Below are 15,058 nucleotides of genomic sequence, written 5' to 3' on the forward strand. Positions count from 1 at the left end.
GTATCTGTCCCTGTTCTTCAACCCGTGGCTCGCATTGTGGGCAGGGGGTTCAACCCGGGATTCGAGGCCCCCTCACCCCGTCCCTCTCCCGGAGGGCGAGGGGAAATGGGCGTGTTGTCAGCGCTTTTTCTCAGGGGCACACCTTCGCGGACATACTTGAAGGGGCTTGACCGCCAAGCCGGCCCGCTCCTGTGTTGAAAGCGACGGACCGCGCCTTCTACGCGGCCCCATCTCGCGCCGGGCTCAGCGACTCCACGAAGGAGATCAGCTCGTCGATGTCGATGGGCTTCACGAAGTGGTGGCGGAAGCCCGCGGCCTGGCTGCGTGCGCGATCCCCTTCCTGGCTGAAGCCGGTGAGCGCGGCGAAGACGGGGCTCGCTCCTCCCAGCCGCTCGCGAATGCGCTCGGCGACCCCGTAGCCATCCACCTCGGGCAGGCCGATGTCGAGCAGCGCCACCTCCGGACGGAACGTGTCGGCTTGCTGGAGCGCCTGAGGGCAGTCGTGTGCCACCGCCACCTCGTACCCGCTCATGCCCAGCAACTCCGCCAGGGCCTCGGCGGCGTCCACGTTGTCGTCCACCACGAGCACTCGGACGCGTTTCCCCGATACCTCCGCTGCCCTGGAGGGCACGGGCGCCGGCTGCTCCTCCTGGGGCCGGGGTGCCTCGGCCTGGGTGTGTCTTGGCAGCCAGACCGTGAAGCGGCTGCCATGGCCGGGCCCGTGGCTGTGTGCCTCGACCCGGCCTCCATGCTCCTCGACGAGGCTCCGCACGAGCGCCAGGCCGAGTCCCAGCCCTCCCTCGCTTCGATCCAGCGTGCGTGGCCCCTGGATGAAGGGCTCGAAGAGCCGGGGAATGAGCTCCTGAGCCAGACCCTGGCCATCATCCTCGACCACGAGCCCGATGCCGCCATCGTGTTCTCCGGCCTGGAGCCGGAGGTGTCCGCCAGGAGGCGTGTACTTCGCCGCATTCGTGAGCAGGTTGGCGACCACCTGCGTCAGCCGATCGGCATCCCCCAGCACCGGAAGGCTGGACGTGGACACGTCCGTTTCGAGCACGTGCCGCCGCCGCTCGATGAGCGGGGCCGCCGCCTCCACCGCCCGGGTGATCACGGAGGAGAGCTCGAGCGGCTCGCGGTGGAGTGACAACTGTCCTCGCGCGAGCCGTGCCATGTCGAGCAGATCATCCACGAGGCGCACGACGTGTTGGAGCTGCCGGGAGATGACCTCGTGCTCGGGTGTCTGCGCGAGACCCCGCCTGCGGAGCACCTCCATGGATGTGACGATCGGCGCGAGCGGGTTGCGCAGCTCGTGCCCGAGCATGGCGAGGAACACGTCCTTGGCCTTCGTGGCCTCGACGGCCTCGGCGCGTGCCGTCTCGGCGGCGGCGAGGTTCGCGTCCCGCTCCCGCTCCCGCTCCCGCAGCAGTTGTCCGGAGCGCTCCAGCGCCTCTCCCAGTTGCGCGAGCTCGCGCACGCCGGACGGCTCCATGCGGGGAGGGTTTCCCTGGGCGAGGGCGGCGGCGGCGTCCGAGGCCTGCATGATGGAGCGCTCGATGCGCCGGGAGAAGAGCCAGGCGCCGCCCGTGCTCGCGAGCAACAGCGCGAGCCCGAGTCCTCCCACGGCGAGCATCGAATCGGCCACCGGCGCGTCGAGGAGCCGTCGGGGACTGACGACCGCCGCGGTCCAATCCGATGGCTGGGTCCGGCTGAACGCCACGTAGACGGGCGCACCGTCCATCGACATATCGGCGTACACACCCTCGAGCGAGGCCCGGGTGCTCTCGTGGAACGAGGGCGTCGACGGCTGGCCGACGAAGCGCGCGGGATCCCGGGTGCGGGCCACCACCCTGCCTTGCGGATCCACCAGCACGCGTGTCCACTCCTCGCTCTCGCTCGAGGGGTTGGCCACGATGTCCGTGAGGGACTCTGGCGTGATGACGGCCGTCAGCACGTAGCGGAGCTCGCCGCCTCGTATCACCGGCACGCGGATGGGAAAGGCGAGCGCACGTTGCTTGCCCCGGCCCACGACGATGCCTCCGACCGTGGGCTGGCGCGTTTCGAGGACGCGCGCGAAGCTCTCCTGCTCGGCGAGAGGAGGGAGCGGGGCCCCCCACGGATGGTTCGTGTTGAGCAGGATCCGCCCATCCGCGGAGATCAACATCACCTGCTTCCACGAGGGCTGAGTGTGGCGCACCCGGCCGCACTCCGCGAGGAAGGCTTCCAGCGCACCGTGATCCAGATGTTCGGACTCGGCCAGGGCCCGGAGCGTCCGGATGGAGCCGGACATCTCCCGCTCGAAGGCCGTGGCCATGATGCGCGCCGAACGGAGCACCCGCCGCTGGGCGTCCTTGCGCTCCAGGCGCGCCAGCTGGAAGACCACGATCGCGGCGAAGACGACGACGGGGAGCAGCGTGCCCGCAACGAGCCGGACGAGATGCCAGCGGAGTGGGAGGGAGTGGGCCGGGGAGGACAAGGGAAGACTCCCCGGCACCGTAACCGGAGCACCCTGGGCCGTGCAAACGAAGCCCGCCCGGGTGTCTACACTTGCGTCAGCCCAGCGAGACCTCGAGCCGGGACATGGCGCGCATGATGGGATGCGGCTGGAACTCCGGCTCGCCCAGCAGCCGCATGTTCGGGAAGCGCTGCACCAGCGTGCCCACGACGATGTCCAACTCCTGCCGGGCGAGTGCCGCGCCCAGGCAGAAGTGCTGGCCCGCGCCGAAGGCAATGGTCTGGCTCACGTCGCGGCGGATGTCGAAGCGCTCCGGCTCCGGGAAGACCTCGGGATCGTGGAGCGCGGCCGTGACGAAGGGGATGACCATCTGGCCCTTGCGGATCTTCTGGCCGGCGAACTCCAGCTCCTCCTTGGCGAACTTGGGGAGGCCTCCCTTGCCGAAGAGATCGTAGCGCAGGGACTCCTCGATGGTGTTGCGGATCAGCGAGGGCTCCGCGCGCAGCTGGGCGAGCTGAGCCGGATGGCGCAGCAGGCTGTAGAGCGCCCAGTTGGCCGCGTGCACCGTGGTGTCGGAGCCGGCGGTGATGAGCGCCTGGATGAGGGAGATCATCTCATCCTCGGTGAGCTTGCTCCCGCCGTCGTGCGCGGTGATGAGGGTGCTGAGCAGATCATCCTCGAGCAGGTGCTCGCGGCGATCGGCGATGAGCTCGCGGATCATGCGGACCCACCGCGGCATCGGGGCGATGAGCGCGAAGAGCTCCTCGGGCTTGTTGAAGGTGATGGAGGCGCGGATCACCGTGAGCCCGAAGGCGCGGAACTCGGCGCGCATCGCGTCCGGAATCTTCAGCATGTCGCTGATGACGCGCATGGGCAGCGGCTCGGTGACGGACGTGAGGTTGACCCGGTCGCCCTTCACGTTCTCGGCGATGATGTCGTCGACGGCCTTCTGGATTTCCCCGCGCATCCGCTCGGCGGCCCGGGGGGTGAAGGCGCCGCTGACGAGCCTGCGCACGCGGGTGTGATCGGCGTCGGCCAGGCCGAAGAGGCCGTTGTCCATCATCTTCTTGTACTCGGCGTGCTCGGGAGGCCAGGCCGAGGTGTTCTGGGCGAACTCCCAGACGCGGTAGTCATTGCTGAAGCGGCGATCGAGCAACAGGGCCCTGACGTCCTTGTGCCGGCTGAAGACGAGGGCGTCTCCCCGCGGCTTCCAGTGGTAGACGGGTGCCTGCTCCCGCAACCACTTGTAGGTGGGATAGGGATTGGTGACGAAGGCGGGCTCATCCAGATTGAGGACGAAGTCTGGGCCAAACTCTCGCGTCGAGGATGTCTGCATCATGGCTCTCGGGGTGGAGGGAAGCGGCCATGAGCGTATCGTGCGAAGCGCACCCATTGCACCGGATGGACGCCGATGCACGTTTCGAGAATTCCCAGCACATGGGAACGCCTGTCACCTCGAGCCAGGGCTCAGCAGTGCGCCACGGGCGCCTTCATGGTGAAGAGGAGCATGGGGCGCACGAGCGCCTCGAGCTCGGCGTCGTGGTGGCGCTGCTGGGCCGCGGCGCTCCGGAGCTCCCGCTTGCCGGAGAGCAGGTAGCTCGCGCCGATGAGCGCGAGGGCCGTGACGTAGATGGCGAGTTCGAGGTTCATGCCGAGGTTCATGCCCTGGTAGTGTTCGCGAGGGCTCTTTGTGACGAGCCACCCGGCTCGACGTGCACCACCACGTCCACCACCTCGGGGAACTCGGCCTGCAAGCGGGCTTCCACGGCGTCGGCCAGCTCGTGTGCCTGGGCGGTGGTGAGCAGGGGATCCACCTCGATTTTCAGGTCCACGTACACCGTCCCCTCCATTCCCCGGCTGCGCACGTCGCGGCACGAGCGCACGCCTGGCACCTGGAGGGTGAGGTTCATCACCTTCTGCGGCTCCAACCGCGCCGTATCCGAGAGGATGCCCACCGCCTGCTTGACGATGCCCCACGCCACCCGGGCCACCACCACCAGCACGCCCAACGTGACGAGGCCGTCCGCCTTGGGGAAGCCCAGCCACACCAGCCCCATGGAGCCGAGCACCGCCAGCGTCACGCCCACGTCCGACAGCGTGTGCCGCGCGTCCGCCAGCAGCAGCGGGCTCTGCAGCTTCTCGCCCTGCTTGCGCTCGAGGGTGGTGACGGCCAGGTTGACCAGCAGCGTGCCCACCATCACCCCCGCCATGAGCGGCGTCACCGTGGGGTGCCGGTCGTGCAGCAGCGAGTCGAGCGCCATGCGCCCCAGCTCCAGCATGGCGACGCCGATCAACATCCCGATGCCCAGCGAGGCCAGGGCCTCGAACTTGCCGTGGCCATAGGGGTGATCCTCGTCCGCGGGGCGGGCGGCCACGGACATGGCCACCAGGCCGAGCACGTTGGAGCCTCCGTCGATGAAGGAGTGCACGCCGTCCGCGGTCACCGCGGCCGAGTCACTCATCCACCCGAAGACGATCTTCGCCACCGCCACGGCCCAGTTGGCCACGAGGATGGCGGCGAGCACGTTGCGCACCTTCCGGTTGCGCTCCATCAACGAGGAAGCATCCACGCGGCGCAACCTAGTGCCAACGGGGCCCACACGCGAGCCTTCCCGGGCACTCGTGTCGTCAGTTGGGCTGACGGAAGAGCCGCATCCGGGGGCCGCCGCCCATCTCCATGAAGAAGCCGAACTTGAAGCGCACCTTGGAGTCGTCCTCCAGGAGGCCCGGCGGCGGATTGGGGAAGGGCTGCGCCTTCTTGAAGGACTCCACGGCCGCCAGATCCAGGAAGTCCAGTCCGCAGCTCTTCTCGACGGTGATGCTGGCCACCCGTCCGTTCTCGTCCAGGGTGACGTTGACCAGGGTGTAGCGATCCCTGCCGCTGTAGGTCTGCCCCGTGGGGTCGCGCATCATCAGCGCCGCGTTGGGATCCCACTGCGTGCCCACGCTCTGCTTCACCCGGTTGAAGAAGCTGGCGTACTTCCACTCGCGGGTATTGAGGTAGGTGCCGTCTCCCTCCTCCGCGTCCTTGAGGTGATCATTGGGCGCCCCGCCGATGATCTGATCCATCACCGCCTGCGAGGGCATCAGCCTGGCCATCCCCGGAGTGCCCAGGCGGCCCTGGGAGCCCTCCTCGCTGTCCTCGAAGCCCTGCTGGATGCGCAGCCGCTTGGAGTTGCCGGCCACCTCGTCGCTCTCGTCGCTGTTGTTCACCTCCATGCCCGGTCCGGGCGAGGTGGGATCCTGCTTGAGGGCGATCTCGTCCCGTTTCTTGGCCTCGGGCAGCTCGAAGGCGGACTTCTTGCCGCCTTCCTTCATGGGCCGCTCGTCCGCGCCCATGCCGTTGTTGCCGGCGACGTGCGGCGCCTTCTCGTCGCTGGCCCCCGAGCCCTCACGGGACTCGCGCGCCGTCGTCCGCGGCATGGCGTTGCGGTAGAAGGGCGTCTGGTCCTTCGCGCGCGTCTCCTTCTCCACCTTGTTGTCGTGCTCGGCGAGGTACTTGGCGTCCGGCGCTTCCTGCTGGTTGCCCGGGGCCACGTCCACCACCTGACCCTTGGGTTTCTCCTCGGGCTTCTTCTTCTCCGGCTTCTTCTGCTCGAGGGGCGGGGAAGCCTTGGCGTTGGGCGCCTGGGGACCGCGGTTCTTCGCCCACTCCTGCGCACTCAGGGGGCGCATGACGACGGCGCTCGCCGGCTTGGGGGGCTTGGGCTCGGGTGGCAGGTTGAGCTGGATGTGGGCCATCAGCGCCAACAGTCCGACGAAGGCGCCATGCACCAGCAGCGCCAGGACGAGGGCAATGAGGTAGCGAGCGGGGTGTTCCCGCCTGCGCCTCCGCCTGGACGACTGCTCTGGAACCGAAGGACCCGTCGACACGCGTGGTGATGATAACCCCCGAGCGCGTCCCATACTCCCGGGACGTTTTCGGGGCGACAACCTGGGTTGGACCGCTCCCCCTGGAGTGTACGCACTCTTCTTGGGAGATGGGCTCTAGTAGATGGACGCGACCTCGGCACCGTTGAAGTAGAAACGAAGGATGTCCTCGTAGCGCTGCCCGGCCTCCGCCCGGCCGATGGCGCCCGTCTGGCACATCCCCACCCCGTGGCCCCAGCCGCCGCCCCGGAAGCGCCAGCCGGTGAGGTGGCCCTCGCCATCCCGTTCCTCCTCCACCAGGGCCATGGCGCTGTTCAGCATCCCGAAGAGCCGGCGGATGTTCAGCTCGCCCCGGACCTGGGTGACGCCCTTCTCGCCCGCCACGGTGAGGGTGCGGGCCCGGCCGGACACTCCCCGCTCACCCAGGCTCAGCGCGTGCACCGGTCCCACCGCGAGGTGGGTGGTGAGCGCGTTCACCTGCTCCACGGTGAAGCGCTTCTCCCAGCGGTACTTGCCCGCCCGCGCGAAGGTGGAGAGGCGGCAGGCCGCGGGCAGCTCCGCCTGGAGGTACTCCGCCAGCGACGCGGGCGTGGGCACTCCCTCCGCCGGGCCGATCAGATCCGGCCGGCCGCGCAGGCTCGGGTTGGGGGGGCCTCCCCAGACGACGTCATTGTCCTCCGTGTGGCCTCCGCACATGGCGCTGTACACGGAGTCCACCAGCTTGCCGTCCGAGGAGAAGAGCCCCTGGCCCCGCGTGGCCTCCACCGCCGCGCTGGTGCTGGCCGCCTCGCCCGTGCGGCCCCGGTACACCGCGCAGTGCTGCTCGGAGCACAGGAGGTAGGGATCCGCCAGGTGCTTGATGCCCACCTTCGCCAGCACCTCGCCGCGCGCCGTCACCGCCTGCGCCTTGAGGGCCTCCGGGTGGGCGCGGGCGTAGATCTCCGAGGGCACCAGCCCCTTGAGCAGCTCCTCCAGCTTCACCACGTTCACCACCGCGAGCGTCCCGTGGCGATCCACCGAGAGCTGCAGCGTGCCGCGGAAGCTCCGGTCCTCGAAGCCGTGGTTGTCGTAGCCGACGTCGTGCTCCACCTGCCGCACGTCGAAGCCGGCGCCGTCCAGCGTCTCCACGAACAGGTTGTCCTGCGCGAGCCCCGCCACGTTGCCCGCCTCGTCCCGCAGCTCGAGGATGGCGCGCGCGGGGGCGCGGACCTCCTCGAAGAGGGTGGTGCGCACGCCGAGCTGGCGCAGCAGCTCCGCCTGCCGCTCCGTGGCCTGCTTCGAGGTGAGCTCCTCGTCCAACAGCAGCAGGTAGCGCCGGTTGTCGATGACCTTTCCGGCGATGCCATAGAGCGCGCCGAGCACGTGCGCGCGCACCGCCACGCCCCGGGCCTGCCACCGGGCCTGCATCTCGGCGAGCCCCTCCTTGTCGGCGAAGGGAAGCTCCTCGAGCTGGATGCGCACGGACAACTCCGCGGGCGTGCCGTCGGTGACGCGCACCGTCCACATCGAGCCCGCCGGGGCCTCCAGCATCCGCTCCGCTTCCCCGCCGAAGCGCAGCCGCATCCGCCCCTTGGGGGAGAAACGCACCTCGCGGCGGCCCTGCATCAACCCGATGGGGACTTGCGGCTCACCGCCCCGGAAGTCCAGGCGCTTGAGGCTGTCCGGCCCGGACAATTCGCCCGGAGGGGGTGCCTCCAGGGCCGGGATGGCGGGCTTGTGCGAGGGCGCTGGCACGGCGTGGTGCGCGCGGGACGAGGACTCGGAGCGCAGGACCTCCGGAGCCGGCGCGGACGCGGGCTGGCGCGGAGCGGCGCAGGTGACGAGGAGCAGCGCGAGGAGTGGGAGAACGGCTTTGAGCAAAGCCCCCCGACGCTACCCGTGGACGGCGCGCGCCGCCACCTCCTGGTTGGATTCCAGGCAGCCAGGGTGGAGGGGTGGCGAATACGGGGACCCGGTACGGGGGTTCCCCCTGCTCATGAAAATCCAAGCAAGCAAGATGAGGAAGACTCCGGCGGCCCTCCTGGCCGCTTGCTCGCTGGGCCTGGGCCTGTGGGCCTGTGGCGGGAGTGGGGGAACCGATTCCGGCGGGCAGCCGGGTATGCCGGACGATGCTCCGCGCCTCAATGCACCCACGGCCGCCTCCAGGCCGGGCGAGCCCTCGCCCATTGGTGCGCAGCCCGTGGCGAACACGCCCGTGGCGGACCTTCCCTCGCACGAGGGGCACTCGCCCATCGCCCAGCCCTCGCCGCAGCCGGCCCTCGCCGAGCCCCCGGCGGTCCCCCCCGCGCCGCGCTTCACCCGGGAGTGGGTGGTGAGCGCCTCCGGGAACGATTCGGGTGACGGGAGCGCGGCCCAGCCGTTCCGCTCCATCGCCAAGGCCATCTCCGTGGCCGGGCCGGGCGAGGCCATCCGCGTGCTCGCGGGCACCTACGCCGAGCGCGTCGTCCTCGGTGACAACGCCAAGGCCGGCTCCGAGGGCGCGCCCATCACCCTGCAGGGCGAGGGCAAGCCCCGCATCGTCCCGGGCTCCGGCTCCGGCGCGCTCGTGCAGGTGCGGCGGCCGTACTGGATCATCGATGGCTTCGAGCTGGACGCGCAGCGTCAGCCCGTCTACGCGGTGACCTTCCAGGGGAACGTGAAGGGCTCGACGGTGGCCAACTCGGAGCTGCACCACGGCACGCTCGGCGCGGCCATCACCACGTATGACAGCGCGACGGGCGCGGTCATCGAGAACAACCACATCCACGACTTCGTGAAGAATTCGGGCAACCAGGACTCGCACGGGGTGGTGGTGCAGCCGACGTCGCGCGACATCACGGTGCGCAACAACGACATCCACGACAACTCGGGTGACTCGGTGCAGTGCCTGGGGCCCGAGGGCTTCAGCTCGCTGCCGCCCGCGGATGGGCTGCTCGTCGAGAACAACCACTTCTACGCCAATCGCGAGAACGCGGTGGACATCAAGACGTGCCACAACGTCACCATCCGCCGCAACAAGATGCACGGCTTCAAGCCGAGCTCCACGGCGAAGGGTGACGCGGTGGTGGTGCACTACTCGGCGCGGGACGTGGTCATCGAGGACAACGAGGTCTACGACTCGGGCAAGGGCATCTCGGTGGGAGGCAACCACGAGGGGCCGGTGCCGAGCGGCGTGGTGGTGCGGCGCAACCGCCTCCACGACATCACGAAGCAGGGCGGGGGCGAGGGGACGGCCATCCGGCTGGAGAACTCGGAGGGCACGGTGCTGGTGAACAACACGGTGACGCGCGCGGACACCGCGCTCATCCTGGGTCACGGCACGGGCGGCCCCACGAGCAACCTCCAGGTGGCGAACAACCTCATCGCGGAGTCGGGCGTGGCGGTGAGCCTGGGCAGCCAGCGGCCGGGCTTGAAGATGGGGCACAACATCTTCCCGGCGGGAGCGCAGTTCCAGGCCAACGGCCAGGCGGTGGACCTGGTGGGCTTCCAGCAGGCCGCCGGGGACAGCACGTCCACCACGGGCAACGCGGGCGCGGCGCCGCCGGCCTTCGGACCGGACTCGGTGGCCGTGGATCGGGGCACCAACGTGGGCCTGCCCTTCTGCGGTGGGGCTCCGGACATCGGCGCGGTGGAGACCGGCTGCTAGTCCCTTTCAGGAAAGTGAGCGGAGATATCTCCCCTCTCCCCACGGGAGAGGGTCAGGGTGAGGGTATCCGAGCCCGTTCTTCAATCCGTGGCCAACAGTGTGGGCAGGGGGTTCAACCCGGGTTCACCTGACACCCTCACCCCGTCCCTCTCCCGGAGGGCGAGGGAAAATGGTCGCGGTCAGCGCATGGGACGCTCGTGAGAAGGCCCGGTGTGGATATTGCTCCGCACCGGGCTTTTTCTTTTCTCACGCCCGCGCCGGGACGCCGGAGGAACCGCGAAGGGCGTAGCCCATGTACAGCTCGCTCACGTCCTTCGTTACCCCCATGTTGAGCCGCTGACCGGCCTCGGCGTAGCTCACCGTTCCCTTCTGCACGCCGCGCAGTGTCTGGAGCAGCCGGAACGGAGACACTCGTGGCTTCAGGCCCACGACCTCCCGATCGTCGAGCGCGTGCCGTTTCAGCACCGTCCGCAGCTCGCCCGGCTTGATGAACATGTTCCAGTCATGCAGTCCCCGTGGCTGTACCCGGGTGAGCGGCCAATCCTGCAGCACCTTGATTTCGATGAGCCGGCTCCGCCAGGTCCGGTTGATGGTGTCGAAGAAGTAGATGCCACCCGGCTTGAGCACCCGGGAAGTCTCGGCGATCACCCGATCCAGGTCGCGCACGTGCTCGAGCACGTCACAGCAGTACACGATGTCGAAGGTACCGCCCTCGTAGGGGATCGTTTCGCCACTGCCCACGCGGTAGTCGATATCGAGCCCGGTGGCACGGGCATGTGCGTGGGCCGCGTCGATCGACGCCGGGGACGGATCGATGCCACTGACACGGCAGCCGAGCCGCGTGAACTCCTCGGCGAGGTAGCCGCCTCCGCAGCCGATGTCCAGGGCTCGCAAACCCTGGGGCTTCATCCCGAGCCGCTCCAGCATCACCTGCCGGAAATAGCCGAAGCGTGCGTCATTCAGCCCCGTGCGGATGAGGGTCAGGGCTCCATCCTGCTCCCACCACGTGTGGGCCAGGCGGTTGTAGAGGTCATTGTCGACGGGCATGGGTCTCTCCTTCGCAGAGGGAAAAAGCAGTAGAGGGATGTGACGGGCGCTCGAGCAGCTCGATGACGGCACACGTCCAGGTGAAGCCCGCGCCGACGCCCATCAGCAGGCAGCGCTCCCCTGGCTCGAGCGCGTTCGTTTCCACCAGGTGGCCGAACCCGGCGATCTGATCTCCCGCGCCGAGGTGGCCCACGCGGCGTCCCCAGGACCAGGTGGTCGCCGACTCCGGGATGCGGAGCGCCGCGAGGTACTCGCGCTCGAACAGGATGCGGCCCACGTGGGGAACGACGAAGCGGGAGATGTCTCCGAGCTTCGTACGCGCTTCGTGCAGGGCACGGGTAACAGCCCCGGTCAGCCCCGCCCGGAATCGCCGCAGCATGTCTTCCAGGCCCACGGCCTTCAGGTACTCACGCTTGCGCTGGTGGACATCGATGGGGACTGGCGCGTGTGCGAAGGGGGCATCGCCCCGGTGCAGTCCTTCCAGGCTCGGGTCCGATACCGTGGCGACACTGAGCACTCGCGCGAAGCCCTTCCTCCTGCTGAGGAGCATCGCCGTGGCGCCATCGGCCAGGACCATGCCGGTATCGCACTGCCAGCGGTCGAGCAGCGGAGGACTGAACTTGTCGGCCGTGGTGATCAGGGCCGCCGCATGCCGTGGCATGGCGGAGAGGTAGGAAGCGGCGAGCTCCAGGCTGGCCATGCCGCCGTTGGAGGCTCCTTTCACCTCCAGGGCCAGCGCGGAATGCTCGCCCAGCGTGGCGTGGTGGATGTACGACGCCGTCGAATAGAGATCGATGCCCTGGAAGTAGATGCTGGCATGCAGGAGCAGCTCGAGCTCTTCCGGTTCCAGGCCGGAGCGGGCCAGTGCACCACGAGCGGCGTGGACCGCCATGTCGGGTGGGGACTCGTTGCCCGCCACGAGGATCGACTCGAATCGGGTTTCCTCGGCCTCCCGGGCGTCGTAGCGGCCATCCGCGACGGCCTCACGAACGTTGACGGGGCGGGGCAGGAAGGCGCCGAGGCCCGCGATGAAGAGTTGTTCGATTCTCACGAGCCCCTCCCCAGTAGTGGCTGGGCTCCGTCTGGAACGGCATGTGTCTGGACGTGTCTGGGATTCACGGTGCCTCTCCTGCTCGGGGACGGGCCCGCCTGCTCGTGGGGCGCCCGGGGTTGCGAGACTTGTCCTGAGAGAGGAGGGGGGGGATTTGGATGTGACGCCCAGCGTTCCACGCGGGACGCTCACCAGCCGGGCCGCCTGATGCCAGGCTCCCTTGCCCGCATGCCGTGACGGTACTAACCTGGTAGTACCTCCATCCTTCCGGGGACCTCCTGTCATGGCGACATCGCTCAAGCTTCCACCGCAGCTCAAGAGCCGGGTCGAGGCAGCGGCGAAAGGGGCGGGCAAGAGCCCTCACGCCTTCATGGTCGAGGCCATCGAGCAGCAGGTAGCCCAGACGGAGCGCAGACGGCGCTTCGTCGAAGAGGCCCTGGCCGCGGAGAAAGAGGCCCTCGAGACGGGCGAGGGCTTCAACGCGGACGAGGTGCACGAGGCCATGGCGGCTCGGGCGCGGGGTGGCAGGAGCCGGCGCCTCAAGGCCACGCCATGGCGCGAGTAGTCTATGCCGCCAGGGCGTTGTCGGACTTCGAGCGGATCGTCGGGTTTCTTGCCGAGCACGAACCCGAATTGGCGGAACTCGCGGTCGCGCGGATCAGCGAGGCCGTATCCGTTCTGGGGAGGCATCCGCTGATCGGACGCCCCGCGGAACAGGGACTGCGCGAGCTGATCATCTCTCGCGGCCGCACGGGATACATCGCGCTCTACCGATTCCTGAAAGCGGAGGACACCGTGTTGGTGCTCGCTCTGCGGCATCAGCGGGAAGTGGGCTACGTCGATGCGGACGAGTGACTGAGCGCCAAGAGCGGTCCCCAATCCTTCTATATTTTGGCAGGCTGAAACCTCAACCGGAGGGACGGCCTTGCGCATGAAAAGGATTCGAGAGCTTGGAAGCATGGGTCTGTTGGCCACCTGCCTGATCGGAGGGAGCGCCTTCGCCCAGTGGACAGGGGCTGTTTGCGGAGGGGGTGCGGACGACTGCAACCAGTGCGTACCCGACGCGGTCGCCGCTGTGAACGGACTGCGCGATCACGGTGACGTGCTCGGCTTCCATCCCATCGGAGATCCAGTCACGTCCTCCCATCACTGGCAGGGCATTCAACGCTTGCCTGGTGCCGGAGGCCAGTACCTCGCCGTCTCTCACTCAGGGACGACCAAAGCGTTCACAGTGGTGGAGATGGGCTCCCGGAACACGGAAGGCGCCCGATTCCGCTCCAACCGCCTCGCGCCCAACGTCTCCTATCCCGCCACTCCACCACCCAGCTCGGACCGGGCCATCGCCGACGCGTGGTTCTCGGACATGGACTACACCCACGCGGGCGGCATGCAGGCCTCGGGTAGCCTGCTCGCCGTGCCCCTGGAGTCGAGTCCGTCTGGAGAGAATGGCCGTGTCGTGTTCTATGACATGGCCACTCCCTGGCGCCCCGTCCGCCTGCCGGTGAATCAGTGGGGACAGACGCAGGAGGCGGGCACGGCCTCGTTGGCGAAGCTCTCGGACGGGCGCTTCCTGCTCATCCTCGGGCGGGCCCATGCCAACAATCTCGAGTTCTACCGCTCGACGGGCGGGGACCTGCGCTCGACGGACGCGGGCTTCGTGCCGCTGGACAACTGGAACGAGGGAGAGCTGCGCTCGGCCATTGGCGACCGGGAGTTCGGCAACTACCAGAACCTCAACCTGGTGACCCAGTGTGACGGCTCGCTCTTCCTGGTGGGGACGCACCTGAACTCCGCCACCGGCGAGGACTGGATCGACCTGTTCCGGCTGACGGAGGAGTCCGGCCAGGTGGTCATCACCAAGGTCGCGAAGAAGCACCTGTACTGCGGTTATCCCTCGCCCGGCTACGACAGTGGCACCAACCGGCAGTGCAATCTGGACGCGGCGGGTGGCGTCTACGTGGACCCGTGGGGCCAGCTCATCGTCTACGGCACCGAGCACGACAACGATGGACCTGGTTCCTCGGTGAAGATGATGGAGTTCCGCGCGACCTTCCCCAACCCCGGCTGTGACAGCGACATCAACCGCGCCTTCGTCGAGCTGTACGACGACTCCGACTTCAGCGACCGCGGGCTGATGATCGATCATCCCGATTACACGCAGGAGAACTACTCCAACTTCTCCTCCATCGAGGGCTTCAACGACAAGGCCTCGGCCGTGCGCTACTGCCTGCCCTCCGGATGGAGGGCCCGTCTGTACGAGCACTCCAATTTTGGAGGCAGCTACCGGGAACTCAGTGGCCGTGGCTCATTGAATCTCAACAACGTGAGCTTCGGGGACAAGACGTCCTCGATGCGGTTCCTCTACCTGGGGTACTGAGCGGAGCGGCGCTGGCGTGCGGCCCGGGATTCGTAGAGCCGGTGGAGCAGATCGTAGAGCACGAGCTCCTGGGCTCGCGCGGCCGTGCGCAGCATGCGGTTGATGTGCATGTGCACGTAGCTCTCCGCGAGCTGCTCCACGCCCTGGGTCAGCTTCCCCTCGGACTCCCGGGCCCGCAGCTCGCTCACCCACGGGGCCGAGCGCTCCGAGCGCCTTCTCAGCACCTCCCGTGCCGGTGCCAGCGAGTCCTCCACCGCGGAGCCAGGTGCCAGCAGTGCCTCCAACTCCCGCCGGTGCTTGCGGAACTTCTCGCCGAGCTGCCGCTCGAACGCCACGTCCACGCGGAACTCCCGGCCATAGCCCTCGCGCAACCGGCCCATCACCCGGCGTTTCGCCTCCAGGTCCATCCCGAGATCCCCGAGCAGCGTATCGACGCCGAGCAGGCTCACGCGCCAGCGTGCGTCCGCGTCACCGGAGAGCCCCTCCAGCAACTCCAGCACGGCCTCGCTGTCCACATGGAAGAGGCGCTCGGCCAGCAACATGGCCTCGGGCCCTCCGTAGCGCTCCACCTCGCGCTCGTACGTGTCGAGCTGCACGCGCCACACCAGCCCTTCGTGCTGCAAGGGTGCCAGTGCC

At 68.5% G+C, this 15,058-nt stretch carries 13 protein-coding genes; 4 read left to right on the forward strand and 9 right to left on the reverse strand.

Annotated elements, in window-relative coordinates:
* Nucleotides 1-217: 217 nt before the first annotated feature.
* The 6 genes from Q664_RS09945 to Q664_RS09970 all read right to left on the reverse strand — a co-directional run bounded on the left by Q664_RS09945 (nucleotide 218) and on the right by Q664_RS09970 (nucleotide 8,182).
* A complete protein-coding gene (locus Q664_RS09945) occupies nucleotides 218-2,473 on the reverse strand; it encodes an ATP-binding protein (protein WP_043392697.1) in 2,256 nt (751 codons plus the stop codon).
* A 76-nt stretch (nucleotides 2,474-2,549) separates the two neighbouring features.
* A complete protein-coding gene (locus Q664_RS09950; RefSeq protein ID WP_160174374.1) occupies nucleotides 2,550-3,791 on the reverse strand; it encodes a cytochrome P450 in 1,242 nt (413 codons plus the stop codon).
* 128 nt (nucleotides 3,792-3,919) lie between these two features.
* Complete coding sequence (locus tag Q664_RS09955) at nucleotides 3,920-4,102, reverse strand: hypothetical protein (protein ID WP_152622013.1); 183 nt, start codon at nucleotides 4,100-4,102, stop codon at nucleotides 3,920-3,922.
* 8 nt (nucleotides 4,103-4,110) lie between these two features.
* Nucleotides 4,111-5,022, reverse strand: a complete 912-nt coding sequence (locus tag Q664_RS09960) for a cation diffusion facilitator family transporter (RefSeq protein ID WP_043392728.1) — start codon at nucleotides 5,020-5,022, stop codon at nucleotides 4,111-4,113.
* Nucleotides 5,023-5,080: 58 nt separating this feature from the next.
* Entirely contained in the window at nucleotides 5,081-6,325 is a 1,245-nt protein-coding gene (locus tag Q664_RS09965) for an energy transducer TonB family protein (RefSeq protein WP_043392703.1), read from the reverse strand.
* A gap of 114 nt (nucleotides 6,326-6,439) precedes the next feature.
* On the reverse strand, nucleotides 6,440-8,182 hold the full coding sequence (locus Q664_RS09970; protein ID WP_043392706.1) for a SpoIID/LytB domain-containing protein: 1,743 nt from the start codon (nucleotides 8,180-8,182) through the stop codon (nucleotides 6,440-6,442).
* Nucleotides 8,183-8,297: 115 nt separating this feature from the next.
* On the opposite strand from Q664_RS09970, the gene Q664_RS09975 reads away from it, so the two are divergent.
* Nucleotides 8,298-9,947 carry a right-handed parallel beta-helix repeat-containing protein gene (locus Q664_RS09975; protein WP_425117410.1) on the forward strand — a complete coding sequence of 550 codons (1,650 nt, stop codon included), beginning with the start codon at nucleotides 8,298-8,300 and terminating at the stop codon, nucleotides 9,945-9,947.
* 246 nt (nucleotides 9,948-10,193) lie between these two features.
* Here the strand turns inward: Q664_RS09975 and ubiG are convergent, their stop codons facing one another.
* Both ubiG and Q664_RS09985 read right to left on the reverse strand, forming a co-directional pair.
* Nucleotides 10,194-10,994, reverse strand: a complete 801-nt coding sequence (gene ubiG / locus Q664_RS09980) for a bifunctional 2-polyprenyl-6-hydroxyphenol methylase/3-demethylubiquinol 3-O-methyltransferase UbiG (protein WP_043392712.1) — start codon at nucleotides 10,992-10,994, stop codon at nucleotides 10,194-10,196.
* The gene (locus Q664_RS09985; RefSeq protein ID WP_052517917.1) at nucleotides 10,978-12,045 is read right to left on the reverse strand and encodes a ketoacyl-ACP synthase III family protein; all 1,068 of its coding nucleotides are present in this window, start codon (nucleotides 12,043-12,045) and stop codon (nucleotides 10,978-10,980) included. Before Q664_RS09985 ends, ubiG begins: the two co-directional genes overlap by 17 nt.
* A 283-nt stretch (nucleotides 12,046-12,328) precedes the next feature.
* Here Q664_RS09985 and Q664_RS09990 point away from each other — a divergent pair, with 283 nt between their 5' ends.
* The 3 genes from Q664_RS09990 (at nucleotide 12,329) to Q664_RS10000 (ending at nucleotide 14,422) form a co-directional block, all read left to right on the forward strand.
* Nucleotides 12,329-12,610: a CopG family ribbon-helix-helix protein gene (locus Q664_RS09990; RefSeq protein WP_043392714.1), complete on the forward strand. Its 282-nt coding sequence runs from the start codon at nucleotides 12,329-12,331 to the stop codon at nucleotides 12,608-12,610.
* Nucleotides 12,598-12,900 carry a type II toxin-antitoxin system RelE/ParE family toxin gene (locus Q664_RS09995; protein WP_043392717.1) on the forward strand — a complete coding sequence of 101 codons (303 nt, stop codon included), beginning with the start codon at nucleotides 12,598-12,600 and terminating at the stop codon, nucleotides 12,898-12,900. The genes Q664_RS09990 and Q664_RS09995 overlap by 13 nt, the downstream gene beginning before the upstream one ends.
* 385 nt (nucleotides 12,901-13,285) lie before the next feature.
* The gene (locus Q664_RS10000; protein WP_043392719.1) at nucleotides 13,286-14,422 is read left to right on the forward strand and encodes a hypothetical protein; all 1,137 of its coding nucleotides are present in this window, start codon (nucleotides 13,286-13,288) and stop codon (nucleotides 14,420-14,422) included.
* Here Q664_RS10000 and Q664_RS10005 read toward each other — a convergent pair.
* Nucleotides 14,407-15,058: thiopeptide-type bacteriocin biosynthesis protein (locus Q664_RS10005; protein ID WP_200883680.1), on the reverse strand; the 652-nt coding region annotated here is incomplete at its 5' end. The two genes, Q664_RS10000 and Q664_RS10005, sit on opposite strands and share 16 nt — an antisense overlap.

The sequence above is a fragment of the Archangium violaceum Cb vi76 genome (genome assembly GCF_000733295.1).
GTDB lineage: Bacteria > Myxococcota > Myxococcia > Myxococcales > Myxococcaceae > Archangium > Archangium violaceum.